The sequence below is a fragment of the Faecalibacterium hattorii genome, from assembly GCF_003287455.1.
Lineage (GTDB): Bacteria > Bacillota > Clostridia > Oscillospirales > Ruminococcaceae > Faecalibacterium > Faecalibacterium hattorii.
Map to the genome: position 1 here is coordinate 80,340 of NZ_PRLC01000009.1, position 18,330 is coordinate 98,669.

The following is an 18,330-nucleotide window of genomic DNA, read 5'->3' on the forward strand; positions in this document are numbered from 1 at the left end:
TGGGCTTAGAAAGCTATTGTTTTGGCAAAATATTGCAACTGCATGGGCCGCATCTCCGGGATCACTCCGCCCATTGTGAAAATTGGGAAATCCTGCTATAATAATCTATTATGACGAAAAAGATATGACGAAAAAGAAGGGTGAAGCAGATGGCATATGAGAAAGGCGCACGGCGGTTCCGCCCGGTGGGAAGCCGGAAGAAAAAGACCGCCCCGAAATACGGTCCCACCGGCACCGGCTGCCCGGTGGTGGAAGAGGCTGTGGCGCGGCTCTACCGCGACCAGAGCGAGGCGCATTTCTGGGACCTGATGAACGCCCTGAACTATGCGCTGGAGCTGAAAACACGGGTGCTGGTGCCGCTGGATGCCGCCACCGACCCCCAGAGCGGTGCGGCCCCGTGGGCATCGCTCCCCATCCCGGAGGAAAAGGCGGAAGACCTGCCCCCGTGGCTTCTCCACACCCGGCGGGAGCGCACCTACCTGCCGCTGTTCACCTCGGTGAAGACGGCGGAGGCCGAGCGCACCACTGCCACCCGCCCCATGGCCGAGCGCGGAATGCGGGAAGCCATGGCATACGCCCTGAACACCGAAGGGCTGGACGGCGTGGTCATCGACCCGTGGACGAATTCCGCCACGCTGGACAATTCCATCCTGAAGGGGCTGCTCCGCGCCGCGCGGGGGGACCTCGACGCCCCCGGCGCAGATGAGCTGGACTGCGGCTACGAGGCTGCCTGCCACGGCTGGTGGGATGAGGCCGTTCACTATTACAAGCGTGCCGCCGATGAGGGCAACACCGAGGCGCTGGCTCTGCTGGCGGACTGCATCTATCAGGGCCGCGGCATCCGCCGCAGCAAGACGGAGGCCCGCAAGCTCTGGAAAAAGGCGGCCGCTGCCGGGGAGGTTCAGGCCATGATCGCCCTCGGCGACGATGCACTGGCCTCCGACAAGGAGCTGGCTGTGGCCCTGCAATACTACCGCCGTGCCCAGAGTGCGGGCCGCGGCACGCCGGATGTAGCCTATACGCCCCAGATCCGTCTCCGCATCGCCCAGACCGAGACCCGCTTCGTCTCCCGGCGGAAAGCCCTCGCCGAACTGGCTGAGGCCGAACAGGGCTTCCGGGTCCAGCTGGAACAGGCAGCCCCGGACGCGCAGCTCTGGCTCGACGAGACCCAGAAACTCATCGAAGATCTGGTGGCCGAGGCAAATCAGCCCCGCTGATCGGGCAAAACACAGTTTCTTTACATTTGTTCTACGGAATCGTCATAGGAAACCGGTAAGATATTCTTGGAAAAAAATCACGCCGCAAGAAAAGAGGACAAAGCAGTATGAGCAAAGTGATCGGAATCGACCTTGGAACGACCAACTCCTGCGTGGCAGTGGTCGAGGGCGGCAAGCCCGTCGTCATCGCCAACGCAGAGGGCGAGCGCACCACCCCCAGCGTGGTGGCCTTTACCAAGGACGGCGAGCGTCTGGTGGGCGGCGCAGCCAAGCGCCAGCTTGCGACCAACTCCGGCCGCACCATCTCCAGCATCAAGCGCCACATGGGTTCCGATTACCGGGTCCGCATTGACGGCAAGGATCTGACCCCGCAGGAGATCAGCGCCATGATTCTGACCAAGATCCGCCGCGACGCCGAGAGCTACCTCGGCGAGCCGGTGACCGAGGCCGTCATCACGGTGCCCGCTTACTTCGACGACAGCCAGCGCAAGGCCACGCAGGACGCGGGCCGTATCGCGGGGCTGAACGTCCTGCGCATCATCAACGAGCCGACCGCAGCAGCGGTGGCCTACGGCCTTGACAACGAGGCCCCCCAGAAGATCCTTGTCTACGACCTCGGCGGCGGCACCTTCGATGTCTCCATCATTGAGATCGAGGACGGCACCTTCACGGTGCTGGCCACCGGCGGCGACACCCACCTCGGCGGCGACGACTTCGACGAGCGGATCGTGGAGTACGCCGTGGCGGAGTTCAAGAAGTCCGACCGCATCGACCTGAGCCGCGACCCCGCCGCCATGGGCCGCTTGAAGGAAGAGGCCGAAAAGGCGAAGAAGGAGCTTTCCAGCGCGCCCAGCGCCCAGCTCAACCTGCCCTTCATCGCGGTGGGGAAGGACGGCCCCCACCACCTTGATCTGACCATCACCCGCCCGCAGTTTGAAATGATGACCGGCGACCTGCTGGCCCGCACCATTCAGCCGGTGCAGAATGCCCTGCGGGACGCAGGGCTGTCCGCCAGCCAGCTGGGCAAAGTGCTCCTCGTCGGCGGCAGCACCCGGATGCCCGCCGTGGAGCGGCAGGTCAAGGAGCTGCTGGGGTGCGAACCCAGCCACAGCTTGAACCCCGACGAGTGCGTGGCCATGGGTGCCGCCGTGCAGGGCGGTCTGCTCCAAGGCGGCGGCAAGCTGGCCGGTGCCACCGGTGCGGCGGCGCAGGGCCTCGTCCTGATGGATGTCACCCCGCTGACCCTCTCCATCGAGACGCTGGGCGGCGTGGCCACCCCGCTTATCACCCGCAACAGCATGATCCCCACCCGCAAGAGCCAGATCTTTACCACGGCCCGCCCCATGCAGACCAGCGTGGAGATCAATGTTTTACAGGGCGAGCGCCACTTCGCGCGGGACAACAAGAGCCTTGGCAAGTTCAAGCTCAACGGCATCCGTGCCAGCTTCTCTTCCAAGCCCCAGATCGAAGTCACGTTTGATATCGATGTCAACGGCGTGGTCAAGGTCTCGGCCAAGGATCTCGGCACCGGGCGGGAGCAGAACATCACCATCACCGGCAGCACCAATCTCTCCGAAAATGAGATCCAGCGTGCCATGGCGGACGCTGCCGCCTATGAGGCCGAGGACAGCCGCCGCAAGGAGCGCTTAGACCTGCACAATCAGGCCGAGGTGCTGGCCTACAAGGTGGACGAAGCACTCTCCAAGTGCAAAAAGGAACTGGACAAGGACGAAAAGAACCGCATCAAAGCCGACGTGGCAAACCTCCGCCGCTGTCTGCGGAAGGATAAGCCCGAAAAGATGAACGAGACCGAGGAAGCGAACCTCCGTCAGGCCAAACAGCAGCTGGAAGCGTCGGCAAACCATTTGATGATGCTGTATACCAGTGAACAGTCTTCGAACGATCCGAATTCGACGCTTTAAGATTCTGCAACAAAAAAACCGCTGCACAATAGCAGCGGTTTTTTGTACTCTTGATCTTACAGCATCTTGGACAAAAATGCTTTCAGTCTGGGGTGCTTGGGGTTGGAGAACAGCTCCTGCGGGGGCTCATCCTCCTGAATCTTGCCGTCGTCGATGAAGATGACGCGGTTGGACACTTCGCGGGCGAAGCCCATCTCGTGCGTGACCACCAGCATAGTAATGCCGGTGTGGGCCAGCTCCTTCATCAGTTCCAACACCTCGCCGACCATTTCGGGGTCGAGGGCGGAGGTGGGCTCATCGAAAAGGATCACGTCCGGGTCCATGGCGAGGGCGCGGGCGATGGCGATGCGCTGCTGCTGGCCGCCGGACAGGCTCTTGGGGTAGGCGTCGGCCTTGTCGGACAGGCCGACGCGGGCCAGCAGCTCGTCTGCCTTGGCGGAGATTGCTTCCTTATCCTTCAGCTTCAGAAGGGTGGGAGCCAGCTCAAGGTTCTGCTTGACGGTCAGGTGCGGGAAGAGGTTGAAGTGCTGGAACACCATGCCCATCTTCTGCCGCACGGCGTCGATGTGGCTGTCATCGACTTCCACGCCCTCAAACTTGATGGAGCCGCTGGTGGGGATCTCCAGCCGGTTCAGGCAGCGCAGGAAGGTGGACTTGCCGCAGCCGGAAGGGCCGATCAGGCAGACCACATCGCCGCGGTAGATGTCGATGTCGATGCCCTTCAGGACATCGAGAATGGGGGTGGGCTGCTTTGCGCCCTTTTTCGTTTCGCCGCCATAGGTCTTGGTCAGGCCGCGGACTTCCAGAATCTTATCGGTCACTTTGAGCCAGCCTCCTCTCAAACTTCGCCAGCAGCCGTGTGAACAGCATGACGAGGATCAGGTAAATGATTGCAACGCCGCACAGCGGGAACATGGCCTCATAGGTGCGGTTCATGATGCCCTGTGCCGCATACAGCAGCTCCTTGCCGCCGATGACGGTGATCAGCGAGGTATCCTTGAGCAGGACGATGAATTCGTTGCCAAGGGCGGGCAGCACCGCGCGGATGGCCTGCGGGATGATGATGACAACCATGGTGGTCATGTAGTTCAGGCCAAGGCTGCGGCCGGCTTCCATCTGGCCGGGGTCCACGGCCATCAGGCCGCCGCGGATGATCTCCGACACATAGGCACCGGAGTTGATGCCCAGCGCCAGTGCGCCGACCACCGTGAAGTTGCGGCTGTTGGCGAAGATGACCATGCTCATGATGAGGAGCTGGACCATCATAGGCGTGCCGCGGATGATGGTGGTGTACACCTGACACACGGCGTTGAAGAAGCCCAGCACCGGGTTCTTGTGGTTGGGGCGCTGCTGGTCGTGGGCAACACGGACCAAGGCAACCACGCTGCCCAGCACGATGCCCAGCGTCAACGCAATGGCGGTGACGAGCAGGGTGGTGCCGACGCCTTGGATGTACTGCATCCAGCGATCCTTCAGGATGAACGCCTGATAAAATTTGTAGAACATTTCCTGCCCGAAGCCGAGCTTCGTGCCGCTGTTGAGCAGCTCTTTCAGCAGTTCGTATTGTGCGGCCATTCGCATCCTCACTTTCGTTTTTTTGTCAGAATTTTGTAACCTTGTTTTTCCAAAAAAGGGGAGGTGCTCCCGTAGAGCCGCCTCCCCATGGGTACATTGGAAGCTGATTATTCAGCAGAGATGTACTTGTCCACGATGGACTGCAGGGTGCCGTCTGCCTTCAGCTCTTCCAGAGCGCTGTTGATGGCGTCCTCCAGAGAAGAACCCTTTGCCAGACCGATGGCGTAATCTTCCTCGGCGTAGCTGGTCTCCAGAATGACCAGACCGGGATTTGCAGCGATGAACTCCTTGGCGGGGGCGTTGTCGATAACCACGGCGTCCACCTGACCATTGTTCAGAGCCTGCACAGCGGTCAGACCGTCGTCGTAAGCCACGACGTTCTCATCGCCGAAGTCATCGGAGCAGTAGATGTAGCCGGTGGTGCCGCGCTGGGTGCCGATCTTCTTGCCCGCCAGATCGTCGGGAGAAGCGATGTCAGAGCCTTCCGGCACGATGATGGACTGGATGCCGGTGGCATAGCTGTCGGAGAAGTCCATGACGGCCTTGCGCTCGTCGGTGACGGTGACGCCAGCCATGACGATATCAGCCTTGCCCTGCTGGACGCTCAGCAGCGCTGCGTCGAAGTCCATGTCGTCAATCTGCAGCTCCAGACCCAGCTTGTCGGCAATGGCCTGAGCGGTCTCAATGTCGATGCCCTCGAAGTCACCGGCATCGGTGGTCATCTCGTACGGAGGGAAGGCGGCGTTGGTAGCCATGGTCAGCTTGCCAGCCTCAACGGTGGTCAGCTCAGCAGCGGCAGCGCTGGAAGAAGCAGCCTCAGAAGAAGCGGCAGCAGAGCTTGCAACGGAAGAAGCGGTGCTGGAGGAAGAACCACCACATGCGGTCAGAGCCAGAGCGGCAGCGGTCAGACCAGCGGCAGCGAGAAAGCTGCGGCGAGTAATCTTTTTCATATTCAAACACTCCTCAATTGATTGTATAATCTTTCACGTCTGGGGCGGCGATGCGATTCATCGAAGCGCCGGAGAACGGCTTTAGTATAGATTGTACAAATAAAAAAGTCAAGTGTTGTGCAAAAATTCGATAAAAATGAAACCTTTTTGAGAACACTTATGCAATCAGATGGGAGAAATGAATGTATATATGCAGAAAGCCTCACAAGTATCTTGCAATTTCCTCTTTGCTCCGCTTCGGAACGCAGTAGTCCCGGTTTTCGTCCAGATAATACTTCACGCCGGTCTCCTCGGTCATAGGAACGATGTGTGCTTCGTGGGATGGGTAGCCGAAGGCCACCATGTACATCAGCTTCTGCGGCTCCTCGATGTGGAGCAGCTCGGTGAGGGCGGGCTTATCGATGGCCCCCATGATGCAGCTGCCCACGCCTTTATCCCAAGCGGCCAGCGTCAGGTTGGCCAGCGCGATACCGAGGTCAACCCCGTGGTCACCGGGCAGCGAGGTGTCATCCACCACGGCGGCATACAGCGTCGGCTGTTCGTCGGCCTTCGGGGTGCCCTGCTCCGGCGGCAGATAGGCCGCCCATTTGACCAGCGGCTGCACGGTAGCCACGGCTTCGGGGGTATTCACGATGACCAGCCGCACCGGCTGGCGGTTGGCAGCGCTGGAGGAAATACGGACGGCTTCGATGAGGTCCTCCACCACATCCTGCGGCACAGCTTTCTGCCGGAACCGGCGGTAGGTGCGGCGGGTGGAAAGCTTTTCCATCACAGACATCTTATCAATTTCTCCCTTCCGTGATTCGCCCAAATCGGCGCATCTTAATGAGAATAGTATAGCGCGTCCCGGCCCTGCACGCAAGCGGCAGGACGGCACTTCGGTTAAAAAGGAACCATTGACAGCATTTTCCTTCAAATGGTATAATGAGGGTGCAGAAAAACACGCGGAAACGACGCTTTGAACGAAATTTAACCGTGTGGCCCTGCCCGTTCGCAGGGAGAAAGGAACTGCTATGAGAACCCGTATTCTGAAAACGCTTGCGATGCTGGGGCTTTCAGCCTGTCTGCTGGTGGGCAGTGCTGTTTCCGGCTTCGCCGCAGACGCTGCAAACAAGGATACCTGCCCCAAGAGCAAGGATGGCAAGCACGAGTGGAAGATCACCGAGGAGTGGAAAGAGGACTGCGTCCCCACCGACTTCTCCCTTGACGGAGAGACCATCACCCTCTGCCCCCACTGCGGCAAGGAGGGCAAGACTGACCCGGTCGAGCGGCTGAGCGAGGTGAAGTTCGCTTTCTCGAATTACTCCAACATCAAGGTGTACAAGGGCAGCCTGAAAAACGGCAAAACGGTGATGACCGTTGCCTTTTACAACTCCACCTACATCCAGAACGCTGTCTGCGCCAAGTGCGGTAAGGTCGAGAACCTGCGCACCACCGCCGCCCGCGTGATGGATTCGGACACCACCACGAACATCGAGCTGCCGGTGGATGCGGTCAAGGGCTACTCTCTGCTGCTGGTCAACGCCGACGGCACCAAGACCCCCATCGACGTCTCCATCGACGAGGCCCGCAATAAGGCTTTCTTCCAGTTGAACACCAAGGGCGGTGCCAAGCTGATCGAGATGGTGGCAAACGGCTGAATTTTCCCTTTTCCTGCTATGATTGAATAGATCCCCCTCAACAGACCAATCCTCTGGATATCATTTCCAGCGGAAAGGTCTGTTTTTTATGGAATCTGCAATGTTCTCCCGCCGCAGGATGCTTCTTGGCTGCATCACGCTCGGCGCGGCGCTGGCGCTCTGCGTCGGCATCCAAGCGCTCTTTGGCTGGGGACGCGCCCAGCTGGACACCGGGGCCGCGCTCTCTGCCGACACGCTGCGGCTGCACATCCGTGCCGCCAGCGATACCATCGCCGACCAGACGGACAAGCTGGCCGTGCGGGACGCTCTGCTGGCCTATCTGGACGCCCACTGCACCGCCTCCACCCAGCCCGAAGCCCGCGCGTGGGCTGCCGCACACCTGCCCGACTTGCAGCTTGCCGCCGCCGGGGCGCTGGCGCGGCGGGGCAGTTTTGCACCGGTGCGGGTGCAGTTGGTGGAAATGTACTTCGATACCACCCGGTATCCCACCGGCGTTCTGCCCGCCGGGCGGTATCAGGCTGTGCGGATCGACCTTGGCGCGGCACCCTACGGCCGGAACTGGTGGTGCGTGCTCTACCCCAGCCTGTGTCGCTCCGCCTGCGGCGGCTACGCCGCCCCCGCCGAAAACGACCTCGTCTGCGGGCAGTACGTCCTGCGGTTCAAGTGCGTGGAAACATGGCAGAGATGGACCGCCAGCCGCCGGGACAAGATTCTCATCGGCAGCCGTTAAGTCACGTCCCTTCCCTGCGCTGCATAAGCTGATTGTGGAAGGAGTGTGACCACAATGGCGATCCCTGCGTATTATTCCCTGATCCAGAACGGCTCCACCGGACCGGATGTCGCGCTGGTGCAGACATGGCTCAACGGTGTGCGGGACAGCTGCACATGGTACCCTGAGCTGGCCGTGGACGGCCGCTTCGGCACCAAGAGCGAGAACGCCGTGAAGGAGTTCCAGCTCAAGAACAGCATGAACATGGACGGAAAAGTGGGCGCAAACACATGGAACGTGCTCTACACCAAGTACACGGCCAAGCACGGCCTGAATGTCCCCTACCCCGGCGTCGTGCTGCGGAGCGGCACCGCGGGCGGCACCGTCCGGCTGGTGCAGCAGAAGCTGAACTCGCTGGGTGAGAAGCTGACCACCGACGGCAAATACGGCGCTTCTACCGTTGCCGCTGTCCAGCGCTACCAGCGCCGCAACGGCCTGACCGCTGACGGCTCCGTCGGCAAGGCAACGTGGGAAAAGATGTTCTAAATTTTCACAAAACGGCATCTGCAAGTCACCCCCTTGCAGATGCCGTTTTTGTGTTATAATAAGGGTATCTCAACCGAAAGGCGGTGCACCATGCGCTTACTTCATCTCTCCGACCTCCACCTCGGCAAGCGGGTGTGCGAGTTCTCGATGCTGGACGACCAGCGGTACATTTTAGAGCAGATCCTCTCCCTCCTCGACTCCAGCCCCGTGGACGCTGTGCTGCTGGCGGGCGACTTGTACGACAAGCCCGTTCCCCCTGCCGAGGCCGTCCGGCTGCTGGACTGGTTCCTCACCGCGCTTTCGGCCCGGCGGCTGCCGGTGTTCGCCATCAGCGGCAACCACGATTCCGCCGAGCGGATCGCGTTCGGCTCGCACCTGCTGGCCGGGAGCCGGGTCTACGTCAGCCCGGTGTTCGATGGAGTCCCCGCGCCCATCACCCTGACCGACGACTTCGGCCCCGTGGACATCTATCTGCTTCCCTTCCTGAAGCCCGCCATGGTGCGCCACGTGTACCCGGACGAGCCCATCGAAACGTACAGCGACGCGCTGGGCTGTGTGCTGCGCCGCTGCGCCCCCGACCCCGCCCGCCGCAGCGTCTTGGTGGCCCATCAGTTCGTAGCCGGGGCCGCCGCCTGTGAGAGCGAGGAACCCTCGGTGGGCGGGCTGGACTGTGTGGACGCTGCCCTCTTCGACGCCTTCGACTATGTGGCACTGGGCCACCTGCACAGCCCGCAGAAGGTGGGGCGGGACACGGTGCGCTACTGCGGCACTCCGCTCAAGTACTCGTTTTCCGAAGCCCGCCAGCACAAGAGCGCGACCCTTGTAGAGCTGGGGGCGAAGGGCGATGTCCGCATCACCACCCTGCCCCTGACGCCCCGGCACGACCTGCGGGAAGTGCGCGGCAGCTACATGGAACTGACGGACCGCCGCCGCTACGCAGACACCGCCGTGGACGACTACCTCCACATCACCCTGACCGACCAGCAGGACGTGCCCGACGCGCTGGCGCGGCTGCGGGTCATCTACCCGAACCTCATGCGGCTGGACTACGACAACCTCCGCACCCGGACCCAGAACGACCTCGACGCCCCGGCCCGGACCGAGCAGAAAACGCCGCTGGAACATTTCGCGGCCTTCTACGAATTGCAGAACAACCAACCCATGACGAGCCAGCAGACCGCCTTCTGCCAGCAGCTCATCGAAACGCTCTGGAAGGAGGAGGATGTATGAGACCGCTCAAGCTGACCCTTTCGGCCTTCGGCCCTTATGCCAGCGCCACCACCTTGGAGCTGGAACGTCTCGGCAAAGGCGGGCTCTACCTCGTCGCCGGCGACACCGGCGCAGGCAAGACCACCCTCTTCGACGCCATCACCTATGCTTTGTACGACCGCTCCAGCGGCGGCGTGCGGGACGGCGGGATGCTCCGCAGCAAATACGCCGACCCCGGCACCCCCACTTTCGTGGAGCTGGAATTCGAGGTGCGCGGGGCACGGTATACCGTCCGGCGCAACCCGGAATATCTCCGCCCCAAGGCGCGGGGTGAGGGCCTCACCACCGAAAAAGCCGACGCCACCCTCACCTTTGCCGACGGCCGCCCGCCCGTGACCAAGGCGAAAGAGGTCACCGCCGCCGTCACTGAGCTCATCGGGCTGGACTACAACCAGTTTTCCCAGATCGCCATGATCGCGCAGGGGCAGTTCACCCGGCTGCTGAACGCTACCACCGAAGAACGGAGCCGGATCTTCCGCAAGCTGTTCCGCACCCAGCGCTATCAGAAATTGCAGGACGCCCTCCAAGAGGAAAACGCCAAGCTCACCGCCCAGCGCACGGCCCAGAACGTCCAGTTGGACGCGGTGCTGTCCGGCATCCGATACCCGGCCGACGACCCTGACGCCGACGCGCTGGGGGCGCTTTCGGCCCAGACAGCCCCGGAGGAAGTGACCGACCGACTGGACGCCCTGCTCACCCGGCAGGAAGCGGCCCTGTCCGCCGCCGCTGCCGCCCACACGGACGCGCAGACCCAGTTGGACGCTTTACAGCAGACCCTCGGCAAGGCGGAACAGGCGGAAGCCCTCCGCCGCCAGCTCGAAACCAAGCAAGGGGCCGCCCAAAGCGAAGCCGACCTTGAACAGGCCAAGGCCCGCCGGGCGCGGGCCCAGCTCAACACGCTGGACGAGGAGCTGGCCCGGACGGAGACGGAGCTGGCCGCCCTCGGCGACCCGGAGACGCAGAACGCCCTCCTCACCGCCCAAAAGCAGCAGCTGGCCCAGCGGGAGGCGGCGCTCGCCGCTCTCTCCAACAGCCTGACCGAGGACCAGCGCCGCACCCACGCCGCCAAACAGGCGCAGGAGCGCTACCGCACTGCCGCCGAGGCGCAGGATGCCGCCCACGCCCAGCGGGACACGCTGGAGCGCGGCTTTCTGGACGCACAGGCCGGGCTGCTGGCCCAGACTCTGACCGAGGGCACGCCCTGCCCCGTCTGTGGCAGCACCCACCACCCGGCTAAGGCCTCGCTTCCCCGCACCGCCCCCACCCAAGCGCAGGTGACCGCCGCCAAAAAAGCTTCGGAAACTGCTGACCGCGCCGCACAGGAAGCCGCCGCTGCCGCGCGGGAGGCTCTTGCCACCCAGCGGGAGGGCAAGGCCACCCTCCGCCGGGATGCCGAGCAGCTTCTGCCGGAGCGGTTCACCTCCCCCGACGGGCCGGTGCCCCTGACGGTCGTCCTGCTGAAAACAGCCCTTGCCGAGGAGACCGCCGCCCTGCAGGCGGCCCAGCGCGAGAACCGGGAGTCCCTGCGGAAAGCGGGTGCCGACTGCACCCGCCGCACCCAGTTGGAAGCGGCACGCAAAACGAAAGCCGCTCAGCGCACCGCGCTGGAAGCCGCCGCCGCTGCCGCCGAACAAGCCGCTGCCGCCCGCACCGCTACGGCGGCGGCGCTGGCTCAGCAGCTCACCGACGCCAAGCAGAGCGTTCCCGGTGACCTCGACGCCCTGCGGGCCCGGCAGACGGAGCTGCAAGCCGCCCGCGGACAGGCCGCCGCGCTGGAAAAGGCCCTGACGGCCCAGCTCGTGCCCAACCGAAGCGCCGCCGCCGACTACCGCCGCCTTGCCGATGCCCGCCAGACCCTCGAAGCCCGGTGGCAGTGGGTCAACGCGCTGGCTGCTACGGCGGGCGGCACCCTGAGCAGCAAGCAGAAGATCCGCCTCGAAGCTTACATCCAGATGCACTACCTTGACCGCATCCTCGTCCACGCCAACACCCGGCTGATGCAGATGACCGCCGGGCAGTACGAGCTGGAACGGGTGGGGGCAGAGAACCAGCGCAGCCAATCCGGCCTTGACCTCGGCGTCATCGACCACTACAACGGCACCCGCCGCAGCGTCAAGACCCTTTCCGGCGGCGAGAGCTTCAAAGCATCACTGGCGCTGGCGCTGGGCCTCTCGGACGAAGTACAGCGCACCGCGGGCGGCATCCGGCTGGATACCCTTTTCCTCGACGAAGGCTTCGGCTCGCTGGACGACGAGAGCTTGGAACAGGCCATCCGCGTCCTCTCCTCCCTCACCGAGGGCGACCGCCTTGTGGGCATCATCTCCCACGTCGCCGCCCTCAAGGACCGCATTGACCGACAGGTGCTGGTCAAAAAGGCCCGCAGCGGAGGGAGTACGGTGGAGTTGGTCGTGTGATCTTTTCATCCTAAGTCCAATCTAAACTGACGTGCTGCTGCCCCGCTGGCGGGCTTGCCCTCTCTGCCTTACGGTACGCTGTGCTAAACAAAGGCATAGCGTTCCCTCTGCCGGGCTTGCCCTCTCAGGCGCTTCGCGCCAGCTCTCCCAAAGGGAGAGCCCTTGGCAGTCCGCCAAGTTTTCCATTTTATACTTTACGCCCTGCTGCCGCAAAAAGAGCCGTCAGGCGTTGTGCTCAGACTTCACGCCTTTGCCAAGGCCTCTCACTTTGGGAGAGGTGGCATCGCGCAAGCGATGACGGAGAGGGCAAGCCCGGCAGAGGCGGCGCAGAGCCTCGGTTTAGATCGTGCTTCCGATGGGGCTGCGCTTCCGCAACGCAGTGCCTTCGTTTCGCAACTGCTTACATTTTTCTCCCATACATATTCCTCCACGTTTCTGCAAATCTTAAACGTGGAGGTGTTTTTATGGAACCGAAAAAGCGCAGCATCCCCATGACGGACGGGACGCCGGTGGCGTGCCGCCAGAAGAACGCCCAAGAGTTTCTGGCGGGGAATGTACCGGGCGTGATGGCCCAGTACGGGCTGGGACTGTTCGGCCCGGCGCAGCAGCAGCACAGCCGCCACCCCGCCCCCGACGACCCCGAAGGCGTCCGCGAGCTGGTGGACTGGCGGCAGGAAGCCCCCTATGGCTAAACATTGGCTAAAATTTTCAAAGAATTTTCAATTTCCGGTTGAAATCTTCGCCGTGTTCTTTTATTATGGTAGCAAACAAAGCAAAGGCAGGTAAAGGAACTATGGCAGAAATCAAATACGAAGTCGTCCAGCGCATCGCGGTGCTGTCTCAGCGGCCCCGCGGCTGGGAGCGCCAGCTCAACCTCATCAGTTGGAACGACGGCGACCCTAAGTACGACATCCGTGATTGGTCCCCGGACGGTACCCGCATGGGCAAGGGCATCTCCCTGAGCCACGACGAGCTGGCCATCCTCAAGGGCATCCTCGACGATCTGGAGCTGTAAGATGGGAGACCGCGAAGAGTTTTTGGCCATCTGGCACCAGCACGTCTCCCGCCCCGGCAGCGAAAAGCTGCTGGACTGGCTGGACAAGAAGACGGATTTCTTCACCGCCCCGGCGTCCACCCGCTTCCACGGCGCGTGTGAAGGGGGCCTGTGTATGCACAGCCTGAACGTTTACCATGCGCTGCACGACACCTTCTTCACCGAAGGCGACAGCGAGGAGACCTTCGCCATCTGCGCCCTGCTGCACGACCTGTGCAAGGCCAACTACTACAAGGCCGGGACCCGCAACGTGAAGAACGACGTCACCGGCCAGTGGGAAAAAGTGCCCTCCTACAGCGTAGAGGACTTGTTCCCATACGGCCACGGCGAGAAGAGCGTCTTCCTCATCGAGCGGTTCATGAAGCTGAAGATCGAGGAGGCCGTGGCGATCCGCTGGCACATGGGCGGCTTTGACGACGCAGCCAAGGGCGGCTGCTTTGCCATCTCGGAAGCCTACGACAAGTACCCGCTGGCCGTCAAACTGCACATCGCAGACCTTGAGGCCACCTATCTCATGGAACACCGCACCAGTGCGGTACGATAACACGCAAAAAAGCCGTCCCGGATGCAGCTGCATCTGAGGCGGCTTTTTGTGTTTCTTAACCCATCAGGGCTTCCAGTTGATGTACGATGTCCACCGAAAGCTGATCGAGGGCGGTGGTGGGCTTCCAGTCCTTTTGTTCAAAGGGGGATGGCTGCTCTTCCTCCTGCGGTGCGGCGGGCGGCTCCGGTCTGGTTTCTTCCGGAGCAGGAGCTTCTGCCTCCGGCTTTGCCTGACCGGGAAAGACGATCACCGGCAGACCCGGCTGATCGAGCACCGGGGGCTGGGGACGCTTTTGGGGGAGCAGCTCGTTTTTCCGGGCCTGATCGCACAGTGCTTCCAGCTCCGCGTTCTCCTGCCGCAGCGCGACCATCTCGCGCTCACAGGCAAACAAGCGGGTCTGATAGCGCCGGATCTCGGCATTGGCTGCCGAAAGGCGGCGGTTCAGTGCTTCCACCTCGCCCTGCACCATGGTTTCCTCCACTTCCTGCACCTTGCGCAGAGCGCGGCGGTATTCGCTGGCCGCAGCGGCGCTGTACCGCTCCACACAGCGCAGCACGCTGTTCTTGCGGCAGCTCAGCCACTCGGTGCGCAGCCATACGTCCAGCATCCTCCTGCCCTCCTTACGCTCCCGCGCAAGAGATCACACCGTTCGTTATTACTTGCGCTTGTTCAGGATCGCCAGCAGCTCGTCGTAGTAACGGTTGTCGCTGCTCTCCTCTTCCACGGGCTTTGCGCCGGCGGAAGCCGAAGCAGGGGCTGCGGTGTTCTTCGCAGCGGCCACGTCGGAGCTGAAGACAGCGGACGGGGTCGAGCTTGCGGCACCGGTGGCACCGTTCAGGGTGCTGCGCAGCCCTTCGGGGATCTTGTTGTCGAAGCCGGTGGCAACGACGGTCACGCGCATCTCGTCGGAAAGGTTCTCATCGAACGCAGTACCCCAGATGATGTTCGCATCGGGATGGGCGCTCTGGGTGATGAGGCCGGCTGCGGTCTCGACGTCCTCCAGACCGATATCGGGGCTGGAAGTGATGTTGATGATGACGCCATGGGCACCCGCAATGCTGGTCTCCAGCAGCGGGGAGGAAATGGCGGCCTTGGCAGCGTTCTCGGCCTTGCCGGCACCCTTGGCGCTGCCCACGCCCATGTGAGCGTAGCCCGCATCCTTCATGATGGAGCGCACATCGGCGAAGTCCAAGTTGATGAAAGCGGGCACATTGATCAGGGCAGAGATGGACTCCACGCCCTGACGCAGCACGTTATCGGCTGCTTGGAAGGCGTTCATCAGGGTGATCTTTTCCTGACTGATCATCTTCAGGCGCTCGTTGGGGATGACGATCAGGCTGTCCACATGCATCAGCAGGTTGGCGATGCCCTGCTCGGCAAGGCCCATCTTCCGCTTGCCTTCAAAAGAGAAGGGCTTGGTGACGATGCCGACGGTCAGGATTCCCAGATCGTGTGCCACCTCCGCCACAACGGGAGCTGCACCGGTGCCGGTGCCGCCGCCCATACCGGCGGTGATGAAGACCATCTGGGAACCCTTGAGCGCATTTGCGATCTCGTCCTTGCTCTCCTCAGCAGCCCGCTGGCCGATCTCCGGGTCTGCGCCCGCGCCGCGGCCCTTGGTGAGCTTGGAGCCCAGCTGCACCTTCGTAGCAGCATGGTTCTTGGCCAGCGCCTGCTGGTCGGTGTTCATTGCGATGAATTCGACGCCCTGCAGGCCGTCGCTGACCATGCGGTTGACTGCGTTGCCGCCACCGCCGCCTACGCCGATGACCTTGATCGTCGTAACGTTTTCATCCATTTCTTCGTCAAGCATGAGTGCCATATCTTTTGTCCTCCAATGCGGATGTTATCGTAGACCTGAGCGTTTCGCACAGAATTATATCAAACCTACATTTATATAACTGTATCGTACCATCTTTTTGGCCCGATTGCAAGATGATTTTGCTTTTTTGAAGAGGTTTTTTTCGCGGACGTGTTTCGGAGTGGCGCTTCGCGGCGAATTTGTGCTCCCAAAGATGCCAAAATCTCCGTAAAAGCGGCATACCCCCGGTCGATATGTTCCGGATGGGTGATGACGCTGGTGCCCGACGCCGCCAGCGCCGCCAGCACCAGCGCAGCCCCGCCCCGCAGGTCGGGCGCTTCCACGGCGGCTCCCCGCAGCGTACTGCCCGGCGCCACCGACAACGTTCGTCCATCTACCCGCACCTTCGCGCCAAAGCGTTCAAAACCGACGGCGCAGCCGAACCGCCGCTCAAAGATCACATCCTCGATGCTGCTTTCCCCCTCGGCGCAGACCATGGCCGCCGCCAGCAGCGGGGCCGCGTCGGTGGCCAGCGCCGGGTAGACGCCGGTGAACACCCGCCCTGCCCCGTACAGCCGCCCGAACCGGGAAACTCGGACGCTCTCGCCGCCCGCCTCCACCCGGCAGCCCATTTGTTCCAGAATTTCCAACACCGGCGCGTACAGCCCCGCCGGGCAGCCGAGCAATTCCGCCCGCCCCCCGGCCGCCGCCGCAGCACAGGCCAGCGTGGAGGCAAAAATGCGGTCCGGCAGGGGCGAAAAGATGCAGCCACTCAGATTCCGCCGCCCCTCGATCCGGATCGTCGAGCTCCCCGCACCTTGGATGGCCGCACCGCAGCGGTTCAGGAATTCCGCCAGATCTGTGATCTCCGGCTCCCGCGCCGCGCCCCGCAGCACGGTGGTGCCCTTGGCGCACGCCGCCGCCAGCACCAGCGTTTCCGTCGCCCCCACACTGGGGAAGCGCAGGGTGATCTCAGCCCCGTGGAGGCCGGAGGGGGCCGTCAGCACCAACCGGCCCGGCCCGGCGTCCCACTCCACAGCCCCCATCTGCCGCAGCCCGGCCAGATGCAGATCGATGGGCCGGGCCCCGATCCTGCACCCGCCGGGCAGATTCGTCTCGGCGCGGCCCAGCTTCGCCAGCAGCGGCGCACAGAACAGGATGGACGCCCGCATTTGTTCCGCCGTTTGTCCCGGAAGCGCACCGGTTTTCGGCGGGCCGGAGAGGACAAGATCCTCCCCTTCCCACCGGGCCGCGCACCCTGCTCCCCGCAGCAGTGCAAGGCTCACCGCCACATCCGAAAGGCGGGGCACTGCCCGCAGCCGCACCCTCTCCGAGCACAGCATGGACGCCGCAAGCAGCGGAAGCACGCTGTTTTTCGCCGCCGGGATGCGCACCGCACCGTTCAGCGGACGGCCGCCTGTTACCACGATCCGGTTTTCCATAAATGCAGCCCCCATTTCGCAAAAGATACCCCACAGTATGCGAAATGAGGGCTGGATGTTCGGATCTGATCGCCGATGGAGTTTGTTGTGGCTTTTCAGGTCTCTCCTCTCGAAACCGACAAGACGATTCCCATTTCTCCCAGCAGCATCATCAGGCTGGTGCCGCCGGAGGAGAAAAAGGGCAGACTGATGCCGGTGTTGGGGATGGTGTTGGTGACGACGGCCACATTCAGCACAGCTTGGAGAGCCACCTGCACCACGAACCCCACCACGAGCAGAGCCCCGAAGCGGTCGGGGGCTTTGGCCGCGATGATGATGCCCCGCCACAGCAGCAGCACGAACAGCCCCACCACGGCACAGGCTCCCACAAAGCCCAGCTCCTCGCAGACGATGGAAAAGATAAAGTCGTTCTGAGGTTCGGGCACAAAAAGGTGCTTCTGGCGGCTGTTGCCCAGCCCCAGCCCGGTGGCCCCGCCGGAGCCGATGGCGTACAGGCTCTGGATGGTCTGGTGGCCGTCGCCCAGCGGGTCGGCAAAGGGGTCCTGCCACGAGCGGAGGCGGTCCGCCGCGTAGGGCACCAGCTCCGGCATAAGGATCACCGCCGCCGCAATGGCCGCAGCCCCGCCGACCCCCGCCAGCACGAACCACCGCAGCCCGGTGCCGCCCACAAACATCAGCACGGCCCCGATGCCCAAGATGAGCAGGGTGCCGGAAAGGTGCGGCTCCAGCAGCATCAGCGCCGCCACCACGCCCAGCACCAGCGCAAAGGGCAGCACCCCCACGGCAAAGCTCTGCATCCGGTCATGGTTCAGCGAGATGATGTGGGAAAACACCAGCACCACCGCGAACTTTGCGATCTCGCTGGGCTGTAAAGTCCCCAGCCCCGGCAGCACCAGCCACCGTTTGCAGCCGTTGTACTCCGGCATGAACAGCACCGCTGCCAGCAAGACCAGCGAAACGGCCAGCAGCGGCCACGCCAGCTTGTGAAAGATATGGTAGTCCACCCGGCTGGCCAGCCCCATCCCGGCAATGCCCATGGCCGCATAAAGCATCTGCGGCCGCAGATACGCCAAGGCATCGCCCCGCCGGTAGAGGGCCACCGCCCCCGATGCGCTGCCCAGCATCACCAGCCCGAACCCCACCAGCGTGAGCACCAGCACCAGAAATGGCAGATCCGGCGCCGGCAGCACCCGCAGCGGTACCCGTCGTTTGGTCAACGCCGCCTGTTTCATCCCGTCACCCCCAGT

Annotated in this window: 18 protein-coding genes; 10 read left to right on the forward strand and 8 right to left on the reverse strand. The window is 62.9% G+C overall.

The window, feature by feature from the left end; translation table 11 throughout:
* Positions 1 to 149 precede the first annotated feature (149 nt).
* Complete coding sequence (locus tag C4N23_RS07625) at positions 150 to 1,217, forward strand: SseB family protein (protein ID WP_112145199.1); 1,068 nt, start codon at positions 150 to 152, stop codon at positions 1,215 to 1,217.
* 107 nt (positions 1,218 to 1,324) lie between these two features.
* Positions 1,325 to 3,139, forward strand: coding sequence for a molecular chaperone DnaK (gene dnaK, locus C4N23_RS07630; RefSeq protein WP_112145201.1), 1,815 nt, complete (start codon positions 1,325 to 1,327; stop codon positions 3,137 to 3,139).
* Between the two features lie 56 nt (positions 3,140 to 3,195).
* Here dnaK and C4N23_RS07635 read toward each other — a convergent pair whose 3' ends face one another.
* The 4 genes from C4N23_RS07635 to C4N23_RS07650 form a co-directional block, all read right to left on the reverse strand.
* A complete protein-coding gene (locus C4N23_RS07635; RefSeq protein WP_055189985.1) occupies positions 3,196 to 3,960 on the reverse strand; it encodes an amino acid ABC transporter ATP-binding protein in 765 nt (254 codons plus the stop codon).
* A complete protein-coding gene (locus C4N23_RS07640) occupies positions 3,950 to 4,714 on the reverse strand; it encodes an amino acid ABC transporter permease (RefSeq protein ID WP_055189983.1) in 765 nt (254 codons plus the stop codon). Before C4N23_RS07640 ends, C4N23_RS07635 begins: the two co-directional genes overlap by 11 nt.
* A 107-nt stretch (positions 4,715 to 4,821) precedes the next feature.
* The gene (locus C4N23_RS07645; RefSeq protein ID WP_112145203.1) at positions 4,822 to 5,664 is read right to left on the reverse strand and encodes an ABC transporter substrate-binding protein; all 843 of its coding nucleotides are present in this window, start codon (positions 5,662 to 5,664) and stop codon (positions 4,822 to 4,824) included.
* Positions 5,665 to 5,866: 202 nt separating this feature from the next.
* Complete coding sequence (locus C4N23_RS07650; RefSeq protein WP_112145206.1) at positions 5,867 to 6,442, reverse strand: nitroreductase family protein; 576 nt, start codon at positions 6,440 to 6,442, stop codon at positions 5,867 to 5,869.
* Positions 6,443 to 6,677: 235 nt separating this feature from the next.
* Here C4N23_RS07650 and C4N23_RS07655 point away from each other — a divergent pair, with 235 nt between their 5' ends.
* From C4N23_RS07655 to C4N23_RS07690, 8 genes are all read left to right on the forward strand, one after another.
* Complete coding sequence (locus tag C4N23_RS07655) at positions 6,678 to 7,304, forward strand: hypothetical protein (RefSeq protein WP_112145208.1); 627 nt, start codon at positions 6,678 to 6,680, stop codon at positions 7,302 to 7,304.
* Positions 7,305 to 7,392: 88 nt separating this feature from the next.
* The gene (locus tag C4N23_RS07660; RefSeq protein ID WP_242983751.1) at positions 7,393 to 8,034 is read left to right on the forward strand and encodes a stage II sporulation protein R; all 642 of its coding nucleotides are present in this window, start codon (positions 7,393 to 7,395) and stop codon (positions 8,032 to 8,034) included.
* A gap of 54 nt (positions 8,035 to 8,088) precedes the next feature.
* Positions 8,089 to 8,559: a peptidoglycan-binding domain-containing protein gene (locus C4N23_RS07665; RefSeq protein WP_112145210.1), complete on the forward strand. Its 471-nt coding sequence runs from the start codon at positions 8,089 to 8,091 to the stop codon at positions 8,557 to 8,559.
* A 90-nt stretch (positions 8,560 to 8,649) separates the two neighbouring features.
* A complete protein-coding gene (locus tag C4N23_RS07670; RefSeq protein WP_112145212.1) occupies positions 8,650 to 9,789 on the forward strand; it encodes an exonuclease SbcCD subunit D in 1,140 nt (379 codons plus the stop codon).
* On the forward strand, positions 9,786 to 12,242 hold the full coding sequence (locus C4N23_RS07675; protein WP_112145215.1) for an AAA family ATPase: 2,457 nt from the start codon (positions 9,786 to 9,788) through the stop codon (positions 12,240 to 12,242). The genes C4N23_RS07670 and C4N23_RS07675 overlap by 4 nt, the downstream gene beginning before the upstream one ends.
* 464 nt (positions 12,243 to 12,706) lie before the next feature.
* Positions 12,707 to 12,934, forward strand: a complete 228-nt coding sequence (locus tag C4N23_RS07680; RefSeq protein WP_181567092.1) for a hypothetical protein — start codon at positions 12,707 to 12,709, stop codon at positions 12,932 to 12,934.
* A gap of 101 nt (positions 12,935 to 13,035) precedes the next feature.
* The gene (locus C4N23_RS07685) at positions 13,036 to 13,257 is read left to right on the forward strand and encodes a YdbC family protein (RefSeq protein ID WP_055189971.1); all 222 of its coding nucleotides are present in this window, start codon (positions 13,036 to 13,038) and stop codon (positions 13,255 to 13,257) included.
* Position 13,258: 1 nt separating this feature from the next.
* On the forward strand, positions 13,259 to 13,840 hold the full coding sequence (locus tag C4N23_RS07690; RefSeq protein WP_055189970.1) for a hypothetical protein: 582 nt from the start codon (positions 13,259 to 13,261) through the stop codon (positions 13,838 to 13,840).
* A 55-nt stretch (positions 13,841 to 13,895) separates the two neighbouring features.
* Here the strand turns inward: C4N23_RS07690 and C4N23_RS07695 are convergent, their stop codons facing one another.
* The 4 genes from C4N23_RS07695 to C4N23_RS07710 all read right to left on the reverse strand — a co-directional run bounded on the left by C4N23_RS07695 (position 13,896) and on the right by C4N23_RS07710 (position 18,315).
* Positions 13,896 to 14,447, reverse strand: coding sequence for a hypothetical protein (locus C4N23_RS07695; RefSeq protein ID WP_055189968.1), 552 nt, complete (start codon positions 14,445 to 14,447; stop codon positions 13,896 to 13,898).
* Between the two features lie 48 nt (positions 14,448 to 14,495).
* Complete coding sequence (ftsZ, locus tag C4N23_RS07700) at positions 14,496 to 15,662, reverse strand: cell division protein FtsZ (RefSeq protein WP_097840252.1); 1,167 nt, start codon at positions 15,660 to 15,662, stop codon at positions 14,496 to 14,498.
* A 71-nt stretch (positions 15,663 to 15,733) separates the two neighbouring features.
* Positions 15,734 to 17,083, reverse strand: a complete 1,350-nt coding sequence (gene murA / locus C4N23_RS07705) for a UDP-N-acetylglucosamine 1-carboxyvinyltransferase (protein ID WP_112145218.1) — start codon at positions 17,081 to 17,083, stop codon at positions 15,734 to 15,736.
* 95 nt (positions 17,084 to 17,178) lie between these two features.
* Positions 17,179 to 18,315 carry an FtsW/RodA/SpoVE family cell cycle protein gene (locus C4N23_RS07710; RefSeq protein ID WP_112145220.1) on the reverse strand — a complete coding sequence of 379 codons (1,137 nt, stop codon included), beginning with the start codon at positions 18,313 to 18,315 and terminating at the stop codon, positions 17,179 to 17,181.
* Positions 18,316 to 18,330: the final 15 nt, after the last annotated feature.

What these genes read in the sequence shown, in the direction of transcription:
- C4N23_RS07645 (WP_112145203.1), bottom strand. Translation starts at nt 5,664, where the DNA reads ATGAAAAAGATTACTCGCCGCAGCTTTCTCGCTGCCGCTGGTCTGACC.
- C4N23_RS07660 (WP_242983751.1), top strand. Translation starts at nt 7,393, where the DNA reads ATGGAATCTGCAATGTTCTCCCGCCGCAGGATGCTTCTTGGCTGCATC.
- C4N23_RS07655 (WP_112145208.1), top strand. Translation starts at nt 6,678, where the DNA reads ATGAGAACCCGTATTCTGAAAACGCTTGCGATGCTGGGGCTTTCAGCC.
- C4N23_RS07690 (WP_055189970.1), top strand. Translation starts at nt 13,259, where the DNA reads ATGGGAGACCGCGAAGAGTTTTTGGCCATCTGGCACCAGCACGTCTCC.
- C4N23_RS07710 (WP_112145220.1), bottom strand. Translation starts at nt 18,315, where the DNA reads ATGAAACAGGCGGCGTTGACCAAACGACGGGTACCGCTGCGGGTGCTG.
- C4N23_RS07625 (WP_112145199.1), top strand. Translation starts at nt 150, where the DNA reads ATGGCATATGAGAAAGGCGCACGGCGGTTCCGCCCGGTGGGAAGCCGG.
- C4N23_RS07675 (WP_112145215.1), top strand. Translation starts at nt 9,786, where the DNA reads ATGAGACCGCTCAAGCTGACCCTTTCGGCCTTCGGCCCTTATGCCAGC.
- C4N23_RS07680 (WP_181567092.1), top strand. Translation starts at nt 12,707, where the DNA reads ATGGAACCGAAAAAGCGCAGCATCCCCATGACGGACGGGACGCCGGTG.
- C4N23_RS07665 (WP_112145210.1), top strand. Translation starts at nt 8,089, where the DNA reads ATGGCGATCCCTGCGTATTATTCCCTGATCCAGAACGGCTCCACCGGA.
- C4N23_RS07670 (WP_112145212.1), top strand. Translation starts at nt 8,650, where the DNA reads ATGCGCTTACTTCATCTCTCCGACCTCCACCTCGGCAAGCGGGTGTGC.
- murA (WP_112145218.1), bottom strand. Translation starts at nt 17,083, where the DNA reads ATGGAAAACCGGATCGTGGTAACAGGCGGCCGTCCGCTGAACGGTGCG.
- C4N23_RS07685 (WP_055189971.1), top strand. Translation starts at nt 13,036, where the DNA reads ATGGCAGAAATCAAATACGAAGTCGTCCAGCGCATCGCGGTGCTGTCT.
- C4N23_RS07640 (WP_055189983.1), bottom strand. Translation starts at nt 4,714, where the DNA reads ATGGCCGCACAATACGAACTGCTGAAAGAGCTGCTCAACAGCGGCACG.
- ftsZ (WP_097840252.1), bottom strand. Translation starts at nt 15,662, where the DNA reads ATGGCACTCATGCTTGACGAAGAAATGGATGAAAACGTTACGACGATC.
- C4N23_RS07650 (WP_112145206.1), bottom strand. Translation starts at nt 6,442, where the DNA reads ATGTCTGTGATGGAAAAGCTTTCCACCCGCCGCACCTACCGCCGGTTC.
- dnaK (WP_112145201.1), top strand. Translation starts at nt 1,325, where the DNA reads ATGAGCAAAGTGATCGGAATCGACCTTGGAACGACCAACTCCTGCGTG.
- C4N23_RS07695 (WP_055189968.1), bottom strand. Translation starts at nt 14,447, where the DNA reads ATGCTGGACGTATGGCTGCGCACCGAGTGGCTGAGCTGCCGCAAGAAC.